Below are 19,401 nucleotides of genomic sequence, written 5' to 3'. Positions count from 1 at the left end.
GACTACTCGATCACCGGCATGCCCTTGAAGATCGCCGGCGACGGCGGCGGGCCATCGGTCCAGTGCCAGGTCTCGCGGGTGCGCATCAGCTCCTGCGTGACCTGGGCGGGGACGGCCGGGATGTCGACCGGCGTCGGGGCGTAGGTGCCCGACGGCGCCAAGTTCAGCCGGAAGCGGTGCGGGAATCCGTCGAAACGGACTTCGATCACCATGTCGCGGACCATGCCGTCGGGGATGACGATCTGTTCCGCCAGGATGGCGCCGCCATGCGCCGTGCCGGAGTCGATGGTCGTCGTCTCCAGCATGGTCCGTCCCAAGGTGGAGATGGTCTGACGCAGACGCCGCTGGATGTGATCGTGCGACGCCTGCAGTTGCCCCGAGGCGCTACGGTAGGCGATGTCGTGGCGGCGTGGGTGGTCCTCCATCTCCTGGAGGGTCAAGAAGTACTCCACCGCTGCGTCGGCCCAGGCCAGGTTCATCTCGCGCTGCGCGGTCTTGCGCGCGGTGTGGCGCAGGTAGTCGAAGTCCTGAACGCTGTAGGGCTGCCCATCCAGATAGAGGCGCACGTCCTCCGATCCGATGTTGATCGGGTAGCCCGAGGTGTTGAAGGCGGCGATCGAGAAGAAGAACTTCTGGGTGTCGTTGTAGCGCACCGGCAGCAGCATGATCGTGCCGGACGGCCCGTTGGACACCATCAGGGCGTTGCCGCGCGAGAAGCGCACGCCCACGCCGTGATCGGCAGTGGGGATCATTCGCACCTCTGGCGGCGGGGTGGTGGCGCAGCCGGTCAGAGCGACCATGGCCGCAACGACCGCAGCTTTAGGAAACATCGACTTCATCCCCACGACTGTTCCCCTCCGTCAAAACTGAACGGGCGTGCCGGCGATGCGGCCGCAGAACTGGTTCCAGGCGCCTTCGAAGTAGGTGGTGTTCAGTGCTTCACCGCCGTCGATCAAAGCCGAGGCGTCGCCCGTGCGATCCACGCCAGCCTCGAACCGCTGATAGCCGGACATGCCGCCATAGGCGTTCCGGCTGTTCACCTCGCCGCAGAACATGGTCGAGCCGTTGGAGTGCTCGATGCGGCGCACGTTCCGGAACTGGGCTGACGACGGATCGCGCAGCTTGTCCGTCACCGCCTGACGCGCGGCGGCGTGAATGCGCGTCGGCGTCCAGTTCACAGGCGGCGTGCGGGCGCGTTGGGCTTCAACGCAGGCCGCATAGGCGCCGCTGGCGATGTTCCGCATTCGCGCCATGACCGCATTGGGGCTGCCGGGCGGGTAGCCGCCATTCGTGGAGCAGGGGTCGGTCTGTGCAGATGCGGTACCGCCGAACGCAACGAGCGCAGCCAGAACCGAAACAGCGAAGACGATCTTCTTCATCAGAACCCTCCAGATTTAATATGTAGGATATATCCCGTGGTTTAACGAGCGGTGAAGCTGTCGCTTGCCGCCATGAATGGTCGGGCGCTGGTGGCGTGGAATCTCAAGAAGTTGCGGACCGAGCGTGGTATTTCGCAGGAGCGCTTAGCCGCGGACGCGGACATTGATCGTGCCTACCTAAGCGAGATCGAACGTCAGTTGGGTAATGCGTCTGTCGACCTGCTGGATCGACTCGCGGGCGTGCTGGGAGTGGCGGTTTCGGCGTTCTTCGTTCTGCCCGAACAAGGCGAGGCTGCCCCTCAGTCCCTACCGAGTGGCCGTCACCCTAAATCCTAACGCTGTTACTCACTGATGGGGGGCCGGAAAGACTGCTTAGTGGTGCATTGAGCTCGGCAAGTGAAAGCGGCCTTTATCTCTCGGGCCTAGGCTCCGTACTCAATAAGTTCTGGCCGTTCGGCCTGTGCGCTGATTCAGGGGTTGCGGAAGGAGGCCTTGAATGCGGAAGCTCTACTGGCTGGATGACGAAGCTTGGGCGCGACTGCCCGGCCGAGTACGGGCCGTACACAACGGTCTACAACCGCTTCGACCGCTGGAGCCGCCAAGGCGTCTGGCACGACATCTTCAAAGCCTTGACCGGCCACAGCGGCATCTACTCCAGCGCCGCCATCGACTCGACCTCGGTCAAGGCTCACCGGTCAGCGGCGGGCGCTAAAGGGGGGCCTTCTTCCAGAGCATAGGCCGCTCCAGAGGCGGTCGGACGACCAAGATCCACGGACTGGTGGACGACCGAGGCAGGCCCCGCGTGCTGCTGCTAAGCGTCGGATACACCAACGACATCACCATGGCCCACGCTCTGATCGAGGCCGCCGGGCCGTTTCAAAAGCTGCTGGCTGATCGCGGCTACGGCGCCGATCATCTCAGGAAACGTCTGGCTGAGCGCAACGCCGAAGCCGTCATCCCGACCACCACATCGCGAAAACGCCCCATCCCCTACGACGTCGTCGCCTATCGCCAGCGCAACACTGTCGAGCGCCTCTGGGCCAGGCTCAAGGACTATCGCCGTGTCGCCACCCGCTACGACAAGCTCGCGGCCAACTACCTCTCCGGCGTGCTCATCGCCGCGACCATCTGTTACTGGGCCAAATGAGTCCGGACCCCTAGGCCCGTTGTGGAGTTGGCGACGACCGGGTCAGTCCATCGTTCTTGATTTGTTTCATGCGCCGCTCTAGATTTCCGGCCTTCAAACGTCTGGCAGAGGTGTTAGGATTAGCTGACGCCATTAGGGATTGCGATGCCGGGAATCATTCCTCAGCCGACACCGATTATCCACATGACCCATGTCGGAAATCTGCAGACGATCCTGGCTGCCGGGGAGTTGCGGGCGACGGCGAGGCTGAATGCGCAAGGTACCGCCTTCACCAACATCGCTTACAGTTCCATCCAGGCGCAACGCGCGGGGAAGGTTGTCACTTGCGGGCCTGGCGGGTCGCTCCATGACTATGTGCCGTTCTATTTCACCCGGCGCAGCCCGATGCTCTACACGATCAACCGCGGCAACGTGCCGTGTGAAGGTGGGCAGGGTGCACTCGTCCACCTAGTTTCAAACGCCCAAGCGGTCGCGGCGGCCGGTCTGGGGTTCGCCTTTAGTGACGGCCATGGAATCATGGCCTACTCCAGTTTCTACGATGACCTGGCGCATCTGGGTGAGATCGACTGGGATGTCATCGCGGCCGGTCAATGGGCGGATACGGTTGAAGATGGGGATCGCAAGCGGCGCAAACAGGCCGAGTTCCTCGTGAGGGACCGGTTTCCAATCGCCTTGCTTCAAGGGGCCGTGGTTCAGACACAGGCTCGCGCCGATCAGGTGAACGCGATCGCGGCGAGCGCCAGGCAGCCGTTGCGGGTGGTCGTTCGCCCCGACTGGTACTATTGAGGCGCGCTATGATCAAACTCGCCCAGGGCGATCTCCTCCAGTCCGGTGCCGAAGCCATTATCAACACCGTCAATTGCGTCGGTGTGATGGGCAAGGGTATCGCTCTGCAGTTCAAGCAGGAGTTTCCGGGAAACTATGAAGCCTATCGGCGCGCCTGCGATGCGGGCGAGGTGCGTTTGGGCGAGATGTTCGTGTTCGACACCGGCAGTATGATCAACCCGCGTTGGATCATCAACTTTCCAACCAAGGGGCACTGGAAAGCCAAGTCCCGGATCGACGATATCGCGTCCGGTTTGAAGGATCTCAGGCGAGTGATCGAAACCCTTGGTGTACGGTCCATCGCCGTTCCGCCGCTGGGTTGCGGCAATGGAGGTCTGGACTGGGCCGACGTCGAGCCCATGATCCGAACGGCCTTGGGCAATCTGGAAGATGTTGAAGTAATGCTGTTCCCGCCTTCGGGAGCGCCCAAGGTCGACAGCATGCGGGTCAATACCGCGCGGCCCAACATGAGCCGGGGCAGGGCCCTAGTCCTGAGCCTTCTGGGGCTCTATGGCGCCGCCGGATATCGACACAGCCTGCTCGAGATTCAGAAGCTGACCTATTTCCTCCAGGAGTCGGGCGAGGACCTCAAGCTGGGGTTCCAGAAGCATCACTACGGCCCTTATGCCGAGAACCTGAACCATGTGCTGCAGCGGATCGAAGGGCATTTCATCCGCGGTTATGGCGATCGCAGCCAGGCGGCCGAGATCGCGGTGCTCGACGATGGACGGCAAGAGGCCGAGGCTTTTCTCGACGCCGACGAGACCGCCCAGGCGCGGCTGGATCGGGTTGCCGAGCTGATCGAAGGGTTCGAGACTCCCTACGGTCTGGAACTGCTATCGACCGTGCACTGGATCGCGACCCATGACGCCGAGGCGGCTCGCGAGCCGGACCGGGTGGTAGACGCCGTTCGATCTTGGAACCCGCGCAAGGCGGCGACCCTGCGTGAGCCCCATATCCGAACGGCGCTCATCCATCTGCGCTCGCACGGCTGGATCAGTGAACAGGCCGCCTGACGGCGAGGCACCTCAATTTCGGAAAAGGTGGTAGCCATCGTCTGGAACTCGTTTGCGGGCTTCCCAATCCGGGAAGATCAAGGTGCCCGACTTACGCAGGTCGGCGGCCAGAGCGTTGACTTGGGCGCGGGTGACGATGGCACGTGCCAATACTTGGGGCCACACCTCGACCCAGCGGACGGCACCGGGAGCGGTAGGGACCAGGTTCAGAAGGACATCGCCAGCGGCGCGACGCTCACTGTCGAGGAAGTCGGTGGTGGTATCAGGCGTCATGTCGCTCAGCGAGTCGAATAGTTCGTTTTGGCGGCTGGCGGCTGCGACCGCATTGAGCTTAGCGACGCCGCGCACTTGGCTTTGCTCGCGCAGCGCCTTGATCTGGCAGTCCCGAAACACCTCCAGGCCCGTCACGCTCCGGGTGCCGTAGACTAGGCTGTAGAGCGGTCGGTCTTGGGTCGGCCTGAGAACTGTGGTCTCCGCCACATGGGCGTAGCCGCCCAGACTGCGCAGTGTCGCGGCGAATGCATCGACTAACACCGCCTTGCGGTGATCCGCCTGGCTCACGCCAGTTGCCGGCGGGGCGGCGAGTTTCGCCCGCCATCCCGGCTCGACGAGAAGCCGGTCCAGACTGGCCGCGACCTGGGGCTTCTGGAACTCGGCGAACCGATTGATGAAATCGAACATGAAGTTGAACACGACTTCGCTGTTCGGCCGCTTCAGCAGGCACGCGATCCGCTGCATGTCGATCCCCCATCCTTTGGGATCGATGAAGAGAAAGGTGAAGGCCCGGGCCGGGATGTCTTTCAGCAGTTCGGGCGACCTGTCGATGAAGGAACCTGAATAGGTCTTGATCTCGACGCCGGGGAACAGCGCCCTGACGCCCTGCAGATTGGCGTAGGCGGTCGGGTTTTTCTCGACGAGATAGGCGGAGACCTTGAGATTGCGGCCCAACCCCTTCCAAGTCGCCTTTGCCCGCGTCAGGGCCGCCAACGCGATCCCGAACGAGGTGTCTTCGAAGGTCTCTCCGGTGTTCTGCCAAGGGCCTGAGAACCCGTCGACATAGGCGATCTCCGAATAGGCGCTGCCGATTTTGTGGGCGAAGATCTCCAGATACTCGCCGAGCAGGAAGTGTTTGACGTAGGCCTGCTCCCGACCGGCGTATCGGCCCAAATCCCCGATCATGATGACCTCCGCGTGTCCGAGCCGCGCGCGCGGTTCTCGTCAGCATTGCAAAGCTTGTGGCGAACGTCGATAGACGATGTCCTCGGGGTTGGCCGTGGATGGTTCGAGCGGCAAGGATGCGGGGCGATCCTGCGACGCGGTTCGAAAGGCGTGCTAGAGGTTCAACCTCTGCTTAGTGCGGCGCTGCTGCGATGCGTTAGGCGTGAAGCGTGAAGCGACGATGAGAAGGCTGATGGCAGAGACGCAGATTGAGTGGACAGACGCCACATGGAACCCCGTCGCGGGTTGTTCCATCGTCACGGCCGGCTGCACCAACTGCTATGCGATGCAGATGGCGCGTCGCCTCGAAGCGATGGGGGTCGGGAAGTATGAAGGCCTGACCCGTAAAAGCGGCAAGCGGGCGATCTGGAACGGGGTGGTCCGCGAGGACCCCGCGGCGCTCGCCATGCCGTATGGCTGGAAAAAGCCGCGCAAGATTTTCGTCAATTCGATGAGCGACCTATTCCACGACTCCGTCAGCGAGGCGTTCATTCTCGAGGTCTGGCGGGTAATGCGGGAGACGCCTCGCCACAATTACCAGATCCTGACTAAACGCCCTGAACGGATGGCTGAGGTTGTGGCCCGGATCCCGGACGTCCTGCCTAATGTCTGGTTGGGCACGAGCGTGGAAAGCGCTGAGGTGGCTGGCCGCATCGATCATCTGCGTGCGGTTCCGGCGCACATCCGCTTCATCTCGTTCGAGCCGCTCATCGCCGCCGTTGGTGCAGTGGATCTGACCTGTATCGATTGGGCGATCGTCGGCGGCGAGAGTGGCCTCAACGCCCGACCGATCCGCGAGGAGTGGATCGACGAGATCTACAGCCAGTGTGAAACCTATGAGACCGCGTTTTTCTTCAAGCAGTGGGGCACTTGGGGCAAAGACAACAAGAAGCGCTCCAAGAAAGCCAATGGCCGCGAGTACCGCGGACAAATCTGGAATGAGATGCCGGCGGCGCTGGAGGTCTAGGCCTGGCCCGCGAGACCCGGAGCACGAATGAAGACGGACGGCTATGCCTGGCCCCAAGGGGCTGAACTCGATGACCACAGCCGGCGCAAGCACAAGATCCTGCGCGAGTACTTTCATCAGTATCTCACTGTTCGATGCCAGCTCCCGCAGCAGTCGAAATTTCGACTGGCCATCGTGGACGGCTTCTCAGGTGGCGGCCGGTACCAGTGCGGGTCAGCGGGTTCGCCGATCATCTTTATCGAAGAGCTCGACCGGGCGCTGGAGGCGATCAACCTGCGCCGAGCGCTGCAGGGACTAGGCGCGATTGAAATCGAATGCCTGCTCGTCTTCAACGACGCCCTGCCCAGCGTTACGGCGATGCTGGCCTCCTACTGCGCACCTTTGGTGGCGGCTATCAAACAAAAGTCGTCCAAGCTTCACTTGGATGTCTGCTACTTCTCCGAGCCGTTCGAAGCCGCCTATCCGGCGATCCGCGATCTGATCGCCAAGGGCCGCTACCGCAATGTCCTCTACAACCTCGACCAGTACGGCCACGCTGAAGTCGATATCACGACGTTGCAGGATATCCTCCGCGCGACACCCTCGACCGAGGTTTTCTACACCTTCGCCATCCAGACCCTCCTGACCTACCTGAGCGGACGCGATCCCGGGCTCCTGCTGCGACAGCTTGGACATCTCGGCATCCGCCCAACGGACCTGGGCGCGCTGGAGGGGGTAATGACCAAGACAGAGTGGCTCGGCGCGGCAGAGAGGCTGGTATTCGAGACCCTGAGGACCTGCGCGCCCTACGTGAGCCCGTTCTCCATCCGCAACCCGAGCGGCTGGCGCTACTGGATGATCCATTTCGCCAATAACTACCGCGCGCGCCAAGTCTACAACGACGTCCTGCACGACAACGGTCAACTCGACCATTTCGGTCGGTCTGGGCTGAACATGTTGGCCTACGATCCGGAGCGGGAAGGACGGCTTTATCTGTTCGAGGCCGAGGATCGAGCCATCGCCAGAACCAATCTGCTGTCCGATATTCCGAAGCTGGTTTCAGAATCCGGTGACGCCATGAGGGTCAACGAATTCTACGAAGCCGCCTACAGCGCGACCCCATCGCACAAGGACGACATTCACGCCGCGATGCTAGAAAGCGAGGACCTGGAAGTGGTCACCCGGAATGGCGGGCTCCGCCGCAAGGGCAACACCATCTCGATCGGGGATACGCTGCGGCTGAAGGCCCAGCGATCATTCTTCCCGATGCTGGGACGCTCAGGCCCGCCGCTGCTGGTTGGCGGCGCAGAGACGCCGCAGGCGAATCCTGTCAAATGACGCGCCGCCGTGAGCAAACGACACCGATGCGAACACGCATCCCGATCCGGCGACGGCTTAAGCTCAGGCGGCGTCGCTGATGCAGAGCCCCACCTAGCGATGGCCGCGTGCATGTACCGCTTTCTGCGCCCAGCGCTCTTGGTCAACGGCGGAGCGGCCCAAAAGACTTCGCTTGAGACACGCCAAGACCGACGCATACGTCGTCTCCCGGCGCGAACGGAAGAAGGTCGAGATGTTGTTCGCCCACCTCAAGCGCATCCTGAACTGGACCGACTGCGCCTGAGAGGTCCCAACCGCGCCAAAGACGAGTTCCTCCTCGCCGCCAGAACCTGCGCAAACTCGCCAAACTGATCCCGCCCCCAGAGCGCACCGCCGCGTCCGTGATTGGCGGCGATCTCAGCAGCCGCCTTCTTCAACGCAATCGGCGCGTAGTCGCTGGAGCGGAAACATCCATCGTTCCGTATCCCGCTTGGCGGTGAGCCCATGCGCAGGCTGACATCAAACCGCTCAGGCTAATCGGCCCTCATGGCATCTCGCGCCGCTGGCGCGGGGAGTTCAGTGCGTCTGCCCGGATCTGCCCAGTGGTGGTGGCTGAAGGTGATCAGTTCGCTGGCTGCACATACACCTACGCGCCGCAGTTCGACGAGGCAGGCTCAAGATCGGTTTAACTGTTTGGTAGCGGTCAATATTATTCTGGCGCACGTGGACCGCTCTAATATTTCAATCTTAAGGTTCAGGGGGCAACGATAACGTCGTGCGAACATGCGTCGCTATCGCGATATTGCCGCTGGATCCTATTGGAGTGGGCGACTTGTCAAATAGTGACAGCTCCTGGTGGCCGCTTGGGCCTTCGAGCGTGACGGTTCGTCCTCGCACCGCTGCGACCTTCCAACCATCAAGGCTCTCGCCAATGGAGACGGGGACCGTCTTGCTGGAGGAGGCGCTTTTCAGATAGGCGGAGCGTCCAACGATGCCGACCAGAGCTGGCGAGGCAGTTTGGGGCGCCACTTGAGCGGGTTCAGCGTTGCTTGTGAGCACAAAAATGGCGTCGCCGGGTCGCGCACCTGTTTTTCGCACCTGGTGTTCGACGCCCCCATATGCTCGGGTTTGGCTCCCGGTTGAAAGCGTGGCGTTGGCTTGCGGCAAGAGTATCAGTCCGGCTGAGGCCGCTGCACAACTGCCTAGCCAAGCCGCCGCCAGTTTGGGACCGCCGATCCTCACGAGATCACCATTAAAAGCACCATCGAGGCCACTGAATCGTCCTGTGGCCCCAAGCCTGTCGAGATGGATTTCATCCGCACCGCTTCTCGATTGATCGCCACCCATTCGGCCGCAGCCTGAGCAGCGGCAGCGTCGCCTCTGGCCTCGATGCGCACTTCCGCCAGACGGAGACCGTTACCGAGTGGCCGTGCAGAACTCACCTCCACCGAAGTCAAGGTAAGGCCCAGCCCGCCCAACTGGCTGTTCAGGAGCTCTGCGATGGCGGTCTTGTGCTGACCTGCGCCTACTCGCAGCATGGGAACTGGCGCCGTCCATTTGGTCGTTGGGGCGACGGCAGCGCGCTTCGGCGTCACCGCAGCAGCTTTCGCCGCCCGGACACGCCAGACCTCAACGCCGACGTGGACAGTAGACGCGATCGCGAGCGCGCCGAGCGCCAAAGTCGCCATGGCGGCACCCCGTTTGATCCAGACTTCACGTTTCATCCGCAGACCTCTTGGCCGAAAACGATCGCGGTCGGTCCGCCCTGTTCGATGCCGCCTGCTGCGAGCAAGGATGAGGTGTCGGCGCCTTCGGGCAGGCGAAGGACCAGTTCTTTGGCTTCGCCTGCATAGCCTAGCAGCGGCACTGGCGCACCGCCCGGCGTGCTCACTTTCTGGGCGACACACAGCAGTCGTGTTGCGGCATCGGTGCGCTCGAGATCCGTCCAGTCGGCGCGGGCGCTGGCCTGAAGTTCTGCGTCCAGCGCCGCGCGCGCGGCCTGGCGCTGGACGGCGGCGATCTCAACCATGCGCTGCTCGCGCCAGGTGCTAGCTCTCTGGCTGGCGGCAGTCGTGATTAAGGCGATCCCCATCGCGATGACGGCCGCCTTTGGAGCGTGCTTCAGCCAGCGAACTTCGCGATCATCGACGGCGTGAGGGTTGCGGAATCGAAAGGTGACCTCGTTCGTTTCGACCGCTCGGGTGAGTGTGATGTGGCGGCGGTTCGCATAGGCGGCGTCGCTGAGATGGGCCTTTCGCACGATCCCCAGGGCATAGAGCGTCTCAGCGCCGTCCTGGCGGATCATCACCAGGTCATAGGCGGTGTCGGTCGCCGGCAGCGGCGAGAGCCGGTCCAGTTGCAAACCGACGACGCGACGAGCCTGGCGGGGTGAGCGGGTTGGCAGGCGCACAAGCCGGGTCATCACCTGCAATTCAGGCGGCGCGACGAGCGGCGGTTCGGCAGGGGGAGGCGGCGGCCTCAGGCTGAGGGAGAGATCGTCGTGCGGCATGATTGGCTGATGGTGTCGTATTCACAGATTTCGGGAAGGTCGCAGCGGTCACGCGGCCTGGGGCGGCTGTCGGTCTTGGCCTGTTCGGGCGTGGTTCGGCATCGAGGCTCGGCGCGGTCGGCGAGACCGGCCTGGGCGATCGCCAGACGACTGCTGGCCTTAGAAAGCGCCGAATAACCCGCTGTCAGGCCGACCAGAAGGATGGAGGCGACCGTCATGGCGATCATGAGTTCGAGGACGCTGTAACCGGCGCGGCCGGCAGCACGGCGTCGACCACCAGATCGTCCCGCAGCCGTCGGTCGACAACGATCCGCGCGCGGCGGGCGCTGGACGGCGCATCGGCGGTTCCCGCCGTGGTGGTGGCGTATGACCATGTCCGTCCTTCTATTTCGCCGCGTTGTGCGCCGTCCGGTCGTTCGCCTGCATAGAGGCCTTCGTAGATGTCTTCGGCGATCCGGGCGGCGATCAGTTTGTCACGTGCCTGCGAGATACGGGCGACGGTCGTCGAGGCCAGGACGACAGCAGCCGTCACAGCGATGGTCGTGATCGACAGAGCCACCATCGCATCGATGGTCAGGTAGCCTTCGCGAGCGGGATCAGGTCGCAACAGCATCTCCCACTGCAAGCAAGCCCTGGAACACCATCATGGTGATCAGGCCAACCATGCCACCGACGATTACGATGACCAGCGGCGTCAGGATCGACAGAACGCGCTCGATGGCTTCCTGGGATCGCCCGCCCAGGGCGGCGGCGGCGTCGTTCAAGGCTGGAGCGATGCGCCCGGTCTGTTCGCCCAAATAGACGTAGTGGATGAGGTCGCGGGGCGTGTCCGGAACCGCCGAAATAGCCGCAGAGAGCCGCACTCCCTCCATCAATCGTTCGTCCTGGGCCGCCAACTGACGTGTCAATGAGGGGAGGTCTACAGGTTCGCGCGCCAGCTTCCAGGCGACGGCGAGCGGAACGCCGGCCTGGATCATCACCGCCAGACGCGAAGCGACGCCGGCGAAGATGTAGTCCTTCAGCGGAGAGCGTTTGCCGCGCAGAAGGAGCCGTCCGCCCAGATCCCGGGTGAGGCGGCGCAGGCGCGGCGACACGATCAGGCCGAGAGAGAAGGCGCCGAACAATCCGGCCAGAATAGGAAAGGCGGCGCGTACAATGGCGCCGAAGGTCAGGACGCTGCGCGTTTGCAGCGGCAGGTCTTCGCCGAGGTGTTCGAAGGCCGGCTCCAGAGACGGCAGCACGGCATAGGCGTAGACGGCGATGGAGAGCAGGGCGACGCCGATGACGAACACTGGGTAGAGGCAGAGCGTCACCAGTCGCTTCTTCAGGGCGTCGCTGGCTGCGAGGGACCTGGCCCCGGCGGTGAACACGTCCGCCTGCCGTCCGGAAGCTTCGCCAGCGCGCGCCAACGCCTGCAGGAAGGCGGCGGGACGACCCTCGGCCGCTTTCAGCGCTGCAGATAGTGGAGCTCCGGCTGAGAGCCTGTGGCGAACTTCTCGGGCGATTGCCGCGACGCGCGGCGTTTCTCGTCCCTGGATCAGACCGAGCGCCTGGGTGACCGACAGGCCGCTGCCGAGCAACTGCGACAGGTCACGGGCGAAGCGAGCGGCATCGGCTTCGGTCAGGGACAGGCGCGCCGCCTTCTGGAATAGCACAGGTCGTATGCGCAAAGGGTGCATACGCGAGTCCAGCAGCTGGTCGCGTAAAACCTGGGCGGCTGCGGCGTAACCGACGCCGGAGAGCCGCCGTCCTTGAGGATCCAGCACGGTGTAGCGGTAGGCTTTCATCGTTCGGCGACCCGCCAAGCGTCGCCCCAGTCGAGCCAGCCGTCCACCGACTGCTCCAAGGCGTCAGCCCGCAGGCTGGTGTAGGTTGGCCGTGATCTGGCCAATGCCCTTACTTCAGCGGCGGAGGCGCCGCCTCCGATCCGCTCGCTGATCTCCGCGTCGCATATCATGAGCTCGCTGACCGCGCGCCGTCCCTTGCGGCCGGTGCCCCCGCATGAGGGGCAGCCCTTGGCACGCCAGGGCGCGCCTGTCGGCGCCGGCAGTCCTACCTCGCTCAATTCCGTTAGTTCGTCGGCCGAAAGTGGCGACTGCGTCTTGCAGTTTGGGCACAGCCGGGCGGCCAGCCGTTGGGCCAGAACACCAATCAGGGCGTCGCCGAGGAGGTAGCGTTCCACCCCCATATCAATCAGGCGCGACGGCGTGGTGGCGGCGTCGTTGGTGTGGACGGTGGCCAGGACCAGGTGTCCTGTCAGGCTAGCCTGGACCGCGAGGCGTGCAGTTTCGGTGTCGCGGATTTCCCCGACCAGGATCACGTCGGGGTCGTGGCGCAGGAAGGAGCGTAGCGCCGTGGAGAAGGTGAACCCCGCCGCTTCGTTGACCTGGCTCTGCAGGATATCCTCGAAGACGTATTCGACCGGATCCTCGATGGTCAGGATTTTGGAGCGGCTGGAGGCCAGTTCACGCAGCGCCGCATAGAGGGTGGTGGTCTTCCCGCTGCCGGTGGGGCCGGTGACGAGCAAAAGCCCGTGGCTACGTCCAAGCAGGGTCTTCACTCCGTTAGCGACCGAGGGCCGCAGGCCCAGTCGCTCCAGCGAAAAGTCCACGTCGCGTCGGGTCAGCAGGCGCACGACGAGGGATTCGCCGAAAACAGTCGGGGTCGTGGAGATGCGCACGTCCACGGGTACGCCGCGGACCGAGATCGTCGTCCGTCCATCCTGCGGCGCACGACGTTCGGCTACGTCGAGGTCGGACAGCACCTTGATTCGGGCGATGATAGCGGGGCCGAGGTCGACGTTCAGCTGTTCCTGGTCTTGAAGCGCGCCGTCGATGCGGAAGCGCACGCGCGTGTGGTCGGCCTTTTGCTCAATGTGCACATCAGAGGCGTTGAGCAGGAAGGCACGTTCCAGGATTTGGTCGGAAAGCCGTACCACAGGCGCATCACGCGCGACATCCTTCAGCCGTTCAGCGTCGTCGAGCCACGTCGCCGCGGCGTTGCCGCCCGTATCCGCGCGTTCCTTAGTCTCCGCCAGGCCGCCGCCCTGGGCCTGTCGCCAGGCGCTGAGGGTGAGGGTGCGCAGTCGAACGTCTTGGCCGAGCGCGAAGCGAAGGGCTTCGACCGTGACGTCGTCACCGGGATCGACCAGGCCGAGGCTCCAGTCCTCGCCGTCCGCCATGGCCACGGCGTAGCGGTCCTGAAGAAAACGGACGCTGAGGCCGGGAAGCTCCATCGGTTCGATCGCTTGGTCTGCAGGCCATCGAGGGGCCGAATAGAGTTCTGCGCACGCATCGGCGATGCGGTCTTCGGTGGCGAGACCAAGCAGGCTCAAGGCGACGGCCAGCGGCTGGCCGGAACCGCGACTGGCCTTGGCGCCACGTTCCAAGGCGCTGGAAGTCAGGCCGACCGCGTCGCCCAGCGCGCCGCGCGCATGCGGGAGCGGCGGCGTTTCGAGCTCGTCGCGAAGAATATCCATGTTCCCCAGCCGTGGACTCAGCCTTGGCTCCCCCTATACTCCACCATAAGTAGCGCGTTGTTCCGGGGGGAGCTATGGGTCGTCGTCCGCAATCGAACATCAATATCCGGCGTCGTGCGCGGGTGGGTTACACCCTTACCGAGATGCTGGTTGTGCTGGTTATCATTGGTCTGATCAGCGCGATCATCGTGCCTCAGACGCTGGGGCAGATGGACCGCGCCAAGGCGCGTTCGGCCCGGCTCAAGCTCGAGAGCGTTGCAGCGGCGCTGGAGATGTATTCAGCCGACCTTGCGCGCTATCCGGCACAAGGTGAGGGGCTTGAAGCCTTGCTGGCGCCGCCTGCGGACGCTCCCGAATGGGCTGGACCCTATTTGTCCGAACGCAGCCTCCTGAAGGACCCCTGGGGCGGCGACATCCTCTATGAGCCGCCTTCCACACCGGGTGAGAAGTTCACCCTGACCAGCCTGGGCGCCGACGCCGCGCCGGGGGGAAGGGCTTCAAACGCGACATCATCCTGCGGCCCGGCGAATGAAACCCTATTCAGCTACGGCCGCTTCGGCCGCACTTCTTCTGCTCGCCGCTTGTGAGACGCCGCGCGCCATCCAACCTGGGCTCGCGACCTTGCCGCAGAGCCGATATCCGACATCAGCGCCTCCTGTAGAGGCGGTCAGCGATCCAGAAAGCGCCGACGACGGCGCCTGGCGCGTCGATGGCCGGGGGGCGCCGCTTCCCCCCGCTGAGCCCAGATCACCGGTTCGCATTTTCAATGTCGCCTTTGATCAAGCACCGATCGCCGCCGTCGCCGATGCAGTGCTGGGCCGTTCCATGGGGCGCTCATTCCGGGTCGACGCCGCCGTTCAGGGCGACCTCACCTTCACCCTGACGGGCCGCATGACCGAAGCCGAGGCGTTGGCCAGTTTCGATCGAGCCCTGCGCGGATCCGGGGCCGCTCTGATCTCGGAGGGACGCGGCTACGCCGTCGTGCCCGAGGCGCGCGCGAGAGGATTGAACGGCCCGCCGGTGCTAGCCAGCGAAGGCACGGGCGTGGTGTCAGGGCCGGTGATCTATCAAGCGCGCGAGATCAGCGCGGCGGAACTGGCGCGGCTGCTGGAGTCTCTGGCAGGCGAAGGGGCGAAGGTGCGCCCCGATCCGTCGCGGGAGCAACTGTTCATCACGGGCGACCCCACTACGGTGAACGCCCTCCTCAGAACGGCCCGTTCGCTGGATGTCGATTGGCTTCAGGGCAAGAGCCTGCAGTTCATCCCGGTTCGCTACGCCAGTCCGGCGGAGATCGCCGCCGATATTCGCCAGGTTTTCGGCGGACCCGACGGCCCCATGGGTAGCCAGATCCAGATCGTCGAACTGAATCGGCTGAACGGTCTGCTGGTCGTGGCGCGGTCGTCTGCCGGCCTTGACCGGGCTGCGGAGTGGATTGCGCGCTTTGATCGGTCGCCGCCCCCGGCCTCGCGTCGACTACGTTCCATTCCCCTGGCCAACCTCGAGGCCGAGCAGTTAGTGACGACTCTCGGCGCATTGTTGGATGGTGGGCAGTCCTCCGCGGCGTCGCGACCTGCACAGTCCGCGAACGTCGCTTCGAGCACATCGCCATCGACGCCGCCGCCGACTCCGGGGGCTTCCGGGAGCATGTCCGCCAACTCGCCTAGCGTTGCTGGCGCTGTTGTGGGCGCGGGTTCTGCCGGCCTACGTCTGACAGCCGATCCGCGCACAAATGCGCTGATCTTGCTGGCCGACGACGCCGAGTATCGCAACGTGATGGATATCGTCCGCCAACTGGACGCGCCGCCGCCGCAGGTTCTGATCGAAGCGACGATCGCCGAGGTGACGCTGAATGACCGTCTTCGTTATGGGGTGCAGTGGTTCTTCGATGATGGGAAGTTGACCGGAGGCTTCGGTTCCGGAGCGAGCGATGACGCCGCATCCAGCTTCCCTGGCTTCTCTTTGCGCTACATGAACATGGACGTGCGCGCGGTGCTGAACGCGCTGTCGGCAGTGACGGACGTCCAACTCCTATCGACGCCGCGTATTCTGGTGCTATCCAACGAAAGCGCGCAGCTGCAGGTGGGCGATCAGGTGCCGATCATCACTCAGACGGCGACGGGCCTCAATGACGACAGCCGCGTCGTCAACTCGGTGCAGTATCGGGATACGGGCGTCGTTCTTTCCGTGACGCCGCGTGTCAGCGAGAGCGGGCGAATGTTCATTCAGGTCGAGCAGGAGGTCAGCGAGGTCGCCGGCACCACCAGTTCGGATATCGACTCGCCGACGATCCAGCAGCGTCGCCTGTCGACCCGGATTCAGGTCGATGACGGGCAACTCGTGGTGATGGGCGGTTTGCTGAGGTCCAGCCGGAGCCTTGGAGATACGGGCGTGCCTTACCTGAGCCGCATCCCTGCTCTGGGCGCGCTTTTCCGCTCGCGTGAGGACACACAGCGCCAGACGGAATTGGTGATGTTCTTGCGACCGACCGTGATCCGTGCGCGCCAGGATATCGATGCCGTGACGGGTGAAATGCTTGGGCGTTTGCAAGCCCTGGGAATGCCGGTTGAACCGGTCCGGTGATCCTAGCCGATCAGGCTATGTGACGCTGCTGGCGGTGTCGTTCGCTTTTGGGTTGGCGACACTGGGCGCGGCCTTGGCCGTGTCGGCGAGAAGTTATCTGGTGAGTGCGGCGTCGCGGGAACGGGCGATCCTGGACCGTATCTCACTGGAGTCAGTCGCAGCCCAAACCTTGGCGGATATCGCGATCAAGAGGGAGAGGCCATCGCAAGCGCTTCAGCTTGAGCCGGTTCTCATAAACGGCAGGTTGATCATGGTGGAAGCCTCAATTCCGGAGATCAAGGTTGATCTCGCAATGGACGACGATGAAGTGATCCGAAGTGCCATGGGAGGCACTAAGGACCATGGAGAAGTATTCAAGGGCATCTCGGGTATGGCGGCGTGGGCAAGTGCAGCCGGGCTATCGACCGTGGAAGAGGATTGTATCAGGCGGGTCGCCACATTTGGCCGCGCGCCCGAAACGTTTGCGGCTAGCCTGCGCCTCCCGGAAGCTCCTCTTAACGTTAGGCTTGAACGCGGGGATCAGGTAGACGTTCGCGCTATACTTAAAAAAGGGCGCGCTGATCAGGTCCTTTGGGTGCGAGCTCGCTTTGACAATCCACAGGTAGCTTGGCGCGTGCATGACTACCGCAAGCTCGACGGGAAACTGTCCCGTCAATGCAGGCTAGACGCTGCCCCTAAGGGTTTAGGCCAGAGGCAGGATTAGGCGAGGGATGATCTAAGCTGCCTAGGGAGCGCTTTGTGCTGGATGTCTTGCGGTGCCCGACGAGCTGCTAGTGGCAGTAGGATGAGGCAATCGTCATAACCCTGCAGCCGGCTCGATATCGTCGGCGTGACGGTGCCCGTCGCACTGCGCGTAGGCTGAGCCTTGCGCAGGATCTCGTTATTTTGGCGCCCGGAAGACCTGTGGCTGTTCAATCCAGTGGTCCTCCAGGATTTGTGACTGTTACGCGAACGAGAGCTGTCGCTGTACCACCTTTGCCATCACTTATGGTGTAGTAGAAGGTGTTTACGTCGGTCCAGTTGGGTGCAACGTATACAACGTGCTTTCCTCCAGGGGCGATGCTAACTTCTCCCGCTGAAGGCACAGTTACCGAAATAATTGTTAAGGGATCGTCGTCAGGGTCACTATCATTTGCTAGTACTGAAATGGATGTCGTTGTCGCTTTTTTTACGGTTCTGACATCGTTGACAGCAACGGGAAGGCGGTTCGACGAGCTTACGTCGACGGTTACGGTTGCGCTCGCTGTTCCTCCGCGACCATCGCTGATGGTGTAAGTGAAAGTCTTCACTCCTGGGTCGCCCGGCGCATCGAAGCGGATCGAGCTGCCGCTCATATTCGTTGCGACACCGCCGCCGTTGACGGCTGACACGCTGGTGATGGTCAGGGGATCTCCATCTGGATCGAAGTCATTGTTTAATACAAAAATAAAACTGCTGTTCGATGTGCCGGTTGTCGCTGAATCGTTATTGGCTATAGGCGGCCTGTTTGGTGGCGGATTGACGGTGACATAGACGATTGCGGCGCTGGTTCCGCCACGACCGTCGCTGATCCAGTAGTAGAAGCTGTAAGTGCCGGCGGTCGTCGGGGCGTTGTAAATCAAATACCCGCCGCCTGGCGCGACACTCGCGCTTCCTCCCGTCGGCGTGCTCACGTCCGAAACGAATATAGCGTCTCCGTCGGGGTCGCTGTCATTGGCCAGCACCATGATTGACGTGCTTTCACCGACGGTGAGCGAGGCGGAATCGTTGTTTGCGCTGGGAGGATTGTTGGCGGGAGCGTTCACGGTGACGGTGACGGTCGCACTTGCCGTCCCGCCCTTGCCGTCGGAAATGGTGTAGGTGAACGACTTTACGCCAACGGCGGCGGGCGCGGTGTAACGGACGTGGGTTCCTCCGCCCATGATGGTCGCGGTCCCCCGCCCGATACTGCCGAGACGGCGGTGACGGTCAGTGCATCGCCGTCGGGATCCGAGTCATTGGCGCGCACCAGAATGTCGACAACGCTCGAGGCTATGACAGAGGCGCTGTCATCGACGGCGACCGGCGGGCGGTTGGGGGCGGCGTTCACCACGACCGTGACGGTCGCGCTTGCGGTCCCGCCTTTGCCGTCTGAGAGGGTGTAGGTGAAGGTTTTGGAGCCGGTCGTGGACGGCGCGGTGTAGCGGACGAGTGTTCCGCCGCCGATGATGGTGGCTGTGCCTCCGCCCGAGACGGCCGAGACGGCGGTGATGGTCATCGGATTGCGATCGGGATCCGAGTCATTGGCGCGGACATCGATGTCTATGGTGTTTGATGCGACGGCGGAGACGCTGTCATCGACGGCGATCGGAGCGCGGTTAGGAAGCTGGGTAGTGGTGATCTCGCGTCGGTTGCCTGCGGCGTCATAGCTGTAGCGGATAGTGACGCCGCTCGAATATTCGACACGGATCAACCTGCCGGCGTTGTCGTAGATGTATTGGACGCCGGCCTGGGCGGGAACGGCCATGCTCAGAATGGCGAGTGCGGAAACGGTGGCGGTCAGCGTGTTTCGCATCATTTGGCGCGATCCTGATGGGCTGAGCGATTGGCCTCGATCAGGCCGGGCGGCGGCGAGCTTTCAAAGCGCTTGAGGCCTTGGTCACGGAGTGTGAGCGTCTCTTGGGTCGGCAGCGGCGGCGGATAGGCTCTAACGCCGCGAGGAAGCATAACCGCTATGGTTGCGAAGAGGATGCCGGCTACCCCGGCTAAAGCTGCGGCTCTGGACCAGGAAACCGCTTGAATCCGAGCTCTCCAGCTAGGGGCGGCTCGCCAACGGTCGAGATCGACAGTCTTGGAAACCCTAGTACGTATGGTGCTGGCAAGGCGTTTCGCATGGTCGATTGCGCGACGCGGTCTTGGCGAAGGTTGATCTATTTTTCTCATGAGCCGCCCCCCGACGATGGAGGGAGCCTATGCTCGGCGATAGGGGCGAGTAAACCCCATACAACTAAAAGTGCGTAACGGGGGT

The 19,401-nt window shown here is 63.2% G+C and carries 21 protein-coding genes and 1 pseudogene; 11 read left to right on the top strand and 11 right to left on the bottom strand.

What is annotated here, in order from left to right; genetic code table 11:
• Positions 1 to 2: 2 nt before the first annotated feature.
• Positions 3 to 830: a hypothetical protein gene (locus tag D8I30_RS01305; RefSeq protein WP_162938772.1), complete on the bottom strand. Its 828-nt coding sequence runs from the start codon at positions 828 to 830 to the stop codon at positions 3 to 5.
• Positions 831 to 860: 30 nt separating this feature from the next.
• Complete coding sequence (locus D8I30_RS01300; RefSeq protein WP_162938771.1) at positions 861 to 1,379, bottom strand: hypothetical protein; 519 nt, start codon at positions 1,377 to 1,379, stop codon at positions 861 to 863.
• Between the two features lie 51 nt (positions 1,380 to 1,430).
• Between D8I30_RS01300 and D8I30_RS01295 the strand changes: the two genes are divergently transcribed.
• The 5 genes from D8I30_RS01295 (at position 1,431) to darG (ending at position 4,367) form a co-directional block, all read left to right on the top strand.
• The gene (locus D8I30_RS01295; RefSeq protein WP_240387278.1) at positions 1,431 to 1,715 is read left to right on the top strand and encodes a helix-turn-helix domain-containing protein; all 285 of its coding nucleotides are present in this window, start codon (positions 1,431 to 1,433) and stop codon (positions 1,713 to 1,715) included.
• Between the two features lie 182 nt (positions 1,716 to 1,897).
• The gene (locus D8I30_RS15075; RefSeq protein WP_205570735.1) at positions 1,898 to 2,116 is read left to right on the top strand and encodes a transposase; all 219 of its coding nucleotides are present in this window, start codon (positions 1,898 to 1,900) and stop codon (positions 2,114 to 2,116) included.
• On the top strand, positions 2,113 to 2,526 hold the full coding sequence (locus D8I30_RS14535; RefSeq protein ID WP_205570759.1) for an IS5 family transposase: 414 nt from the start codon (positions 2,113 to 2,115) through the stop codon (positions 2,524 to 2,526). Before D8I30_RS15075 ends, D8I30_RS14535 begins: the two co-directional genes overlap by 4 nt.
• A gap of 183 nt (positions 2,527 to 2,709) precedes the next feature.
• Positions 2,710 to 3,312, top strand: coding sequence for a type II toxin-antitoxin system toxin DNA ADP-ribosyl transferase DarT (gene darT, locus D8I30_RS01285; RefSeq protein ID WP_121481132.1), 603 nt, complete (start codon positions 2,710 to 2,712; stop codon positions 3,310 to 3,312).
• An 8-nt stretch (positions 3,313 to 3,320) separates the two neighbouring features.
• Complete coding sequence (gene darG, locus D8I30_RS01280; RefSeq protein ID WP_121481131.1) at positions 3,321 to 4,367, top strand: type II toxin-antitoxin system antitoxin DNA ADP-ribosyl glycohydrolase DarG; 1,047 nt, start codon at positions 3,321 to 3,323, stop codon at positions 4,365 to 4,367.
• Positions 4,368 to 4,379: 12 nt separating this feature from the next.
• On the opposite strand, the gene tcmP is transcribed toward darG, so the two are convergent.
• Positions 4,380 to 5,546 (bottom strand): three-Cys-motif partner protein TcmP, encoded by a 1,167-nt coding sequence (tcmP, locus tag D8I30_RS01275; RefSeq protein WP_121481130.1) that lies wholly within the window; start codon positions 5,544 to 5,546, stop codon positions 4,380 to 4,382.
• A gap of 232 nt (positions 5,547 to 5,778) precedes the next feature.
• Here tcmP and D8I30_RS01270 point away from each other — a divergent pair, with 232 nt between their 5' ends.
• The 3 genes and pseudogenes from D8I30_RS01270 to D8I30_RS01260 form a co-directional block, all read left to right on the top strand.
• Positions 5,779 to 6,552, top strand: a complete 774-nt coding sequence (locus tag D8I30_RS01270; protein ID WP_121481129.1) for a DUF5131 family protein — start codon at positions 5,779 to 5,781, stop codon at positions 6,550 to 6,552.
• A 27-nt stretch (positions 6,553 to 6,579) separates the two neighbouring features.
• Positions 6,580 to 7,869 carry a three-Cys-motif partner protein TcmP gene (locus D8I30_RS01265; protein WP_121481128.1) on the top strand — a complete coding sequence of 430 codons (1,290 nt, stop codon included), beginning with the start codon at positions 6,580 to 6,582 and terminating at the stop codon, positions 7,867 to 7,869.
• Positions 7,870 to 8,050: 181 nt separating this feature from the next.
• Positions 8,051 to 8,231, top strand: a pseudogene (locus D8I30_RS01260) (IS5/IS1182 family transposase); the annotation flags it as partial.
• Between the two features lie 855 nt (positions 8,232 to 9,086).
• Here D8I30_RS01260 and D8I30_RS01255 read toward each other — a convergent pair.
• From D8I30_RS01255 to D8I30_RS01235, 6 genes are read right to left on the bottom strand one after another with little or no spacing between them, the layout of a single operon-like run.
• Positions 9,087 to 9,572 carry a hypothetical protein gene (locus D8I30_RS01255; protein WP_162938770.1) on the bottom strand — a complete coding sequence of 162 codons (486 nt, stop codon included), beginning with the start codon at positions 9,570 to 9,572 and terminating at the stop codon, positions 9,087 to 9,089.
• Positions 9,569 to 10,357 carry a hypothetical protein gene (locus D8I30_RS01250; RefSeq protein WP_162938769.1) on the bottom strand — a complete coding sequence of 263 codons (789 nt, stop codon included), beginning with the start codon at positions 10,355 to 10,357 and terminating at the stop codon, positions 9,569 to 9,571. Before D8I30_RS01250 ends, D8I30_RS01255 begins: the two co-directional genes overlap by 4 nt.
• Positions 10,327 to 10,584: a hypothetical protein gene (locus tag D8I30_RS14275; RefSeq protein ID WP_162938768.1), complete on the bottom strand. Its 258-nt coding sequence runs from the start codon at positions 10,582 to 10,584 to the stop codon at positions 10,327 to 10,329. The genes D8I30_RS01250 and D8I30_RS14275 overlap by 31 nt, the downstream gene beginning before the upstream one ends.
• Positions 10,581 to 10,964 carry a hypothetical protein gene (locus tag D8I30_RS14270; RefSeq protein WP_162938767.1) on the bottom strand — a complete coding sequence of 128 codons (384 nt, stop codon included), beginning with the start codon at positions 10,962 to 10,964 and terminating at the stop codon, positions 10,581 to 10,583. The genes D8I30_RS14275 and D8I30_RS14270 overlap by 4 nt, the downstream gene beginning before the upstream one ends.
• A complete protein-coding gene (locus D8I30_RS01240; protein ID WP_121481124.1) occupies positions 10,954 to 12,144 on the bottom strand; it encodes a type II secretion system F family protein in 1,191 nt (396 codons plus the stop codon). Before D8I30_RS01240 ends, D8I30_RS14270 begins: the two co-directional genes overlap by 11 nt.
• The gene (locus D8I30_RS01235) at positions 12,141 to 13,835 is read right to left on the bottom strand and encodes a GspE/PulE family protein (protein ID WP_121481123.1); all 1,695 of its coding nucleotides are present in this window, start codon (positions 13,833 to 13,835) and stop codon (positions 12,141 to 12,143) included. The genes D8I30_RS01240 and D8I30_RS01235 overlap by 4 nt, the downstream gene beginning before the upstream one ends.
• A gap of 74 nt (positions 13,836 to 13,909) precedes the next feature.
• On the opposite strand from D8I30_RS01235, the gene gspG reads away from it, so the two are divergent.
• From gspG to D8I30_RS14265, 3 genes are read left to right on the top strand one after another with little or no spacing between them, the layout of a single operon-like run.
• Positions 13,910 to 14,422, top strand: a complete 513-nt coding sequence (gspG, locus tag D8I30_RS01230; protein WP_121481122.1) for a type II secretion system major pseudopilin GspG — start codon at positions 13,910 to 13,912, stop codon at positions 14,420 to 14,422.
• Positions 14,364 to 16,415, top strand: coding sequence for a type II secretion system secretin GspD (gene gspD, locus D8I30_RS01225; RefSeq protein ID WP_121481121.1), 2,052 nt, complete (start codon positions 14,364 to 14,366; stop codon positions 16,413 to 16,415). The genes gspG and gspD overlap by 59 nt, the downstream gene beginning before the upstream one ends.
• A 19-nt stretch (positions 16,416 to 16,434) precedes the next feature.
• Positions 16,435 to 17,118, top strand: coding sequence for a hypothetical protein (locus tag D8I30_RS14265; RefSeq protein WP_162938766.1), 684 nt, complete (start codon positions 16,435 to 16,437; stop codon positions 17,116 to 17,118).
• Positions 17,119 to 17,326: 208 nt separating this feature from the next.
• On the opposite strand, the gene D8I30_RS01220 is transcribed toward D8I30_RS14265, so the two are convergent.
• Both D8I30_RS01220 and D8I30_RS01215 read right to left on the bottom strand, forming a co-directional pair.
• Positions 17,327 to 18,316 (bottom strand): Ig-like domain-containing protein, encoded by a 990-nt coding sequence (locus tag D8I30_RS01220; RefSeq protein ID WP_121481120.1) that lies wholly within the window; start codon positions 18,314 to 18,316, stop codon positions 17,327 to 17,329.
• A complete protein-coding gene (locus D8I30_RS01215; RefSeq protein ID WP_121481119.1) occupies positions 18,265 to 18,951 on the bottom strand; it encodes an Ig-like domain-containing protein in 687 nt (228 codons plus the stop codon). The genes D8I30_RS01220 and D8I30_RS01215 overlap by 52 nt, the downstream gene beginning before the upstream one ends.
• Between the last annotated feature and the right edge of the window lie 450 nt (positions 18,952 to 19,401).

The organism is Brevundimonas naejangsanensis (assembly GCF_003627995.1).
In the GTDB taxonomy this organism is placed as follows: domain Bacteria; phylum Pseudomonadota; class Alphaproteobacteria; order Caulobacterales; family Caulobacteraceae; genus Brevundimonas; species Brevundimonas naejangsanensis_B.
This window is presented reverse-complemented; position numbering and strand designations above follow the sequence as displayed.